Source organism: Xanthobacter tagetidis, assembly GCF_003667445.1.
In the GTDB taxonomy this organism is placed as follows: Bacteria; Pseudomonadota; Alphaproteobacteria; order Rhizobiales; family Xanthobacteraceae; genus Xanthobacter; species Xanthobacter tagetidis.
Window position 1 is genome coordinate 1 of record NZ_RCTF01000081.1, and the last position, 521, is coordinate 521.

The 521-nt window shown below is 65.5% G+C and carries 1 protein-coding gene; it reads left to right on the top strand.

The window, feature by feature from the left end; all coding sequences use genetic code 11:
- Positions 1-9 precede the first annotated feature (9 nt).
- A partial coding sequence (locus D9R14_RS22755) for a CarD family transcriptional regulator (protein ID WP_121625954.1) occupies positions 10-521 on the top strand: 512 nt, incomplete at its 3' end.

The window sequence follows — 521 nt, forward strand, 5'->3', positions numbered from 1 at the left end:
GCACAGAGCATGTCGACGAAGAAGAGCGCGCAGGCCCGTCGCGGTTTCAAGACGGGCGAGCATATCGTTTACCCGTCGCACGGCGTGGGCCGCATCACGGCCATCGAAGAACAGGAAGGCGCCGGTTTCAAGCTCGAACTTTTCGTGATCTCGTTTGAAAAGGACAAGATGACGCTGCGCGTTCCCCTGTCCAAGATCGCCACCGTCGGCATGCGCAAGCTTTCCGAGACCAACATCGTCGAGACGTCGCTGGAGACCCTGCAGGGCCGCGCCCGCATCAAGCGCACCATGTGGAGCCGCCGCGCGCAGGAATACGAAGCCCAGCTCAATTCCGGCGACCTCGTCTCGATCGCCGAGGTGGTGCGCGCCCTCTACCGCGCCGACGCCCAGCCCGAGCAGGCCGATTCCGAGCGCCAGCGATACGAGGCCGCGCTCGACCGCAGTGCGCGCGAGCGGTCGGCGGGTCAGAACAGACCCGAGACCGACGCGGGGAAGCGGATCGAGCAGAACCGGCTCAATGG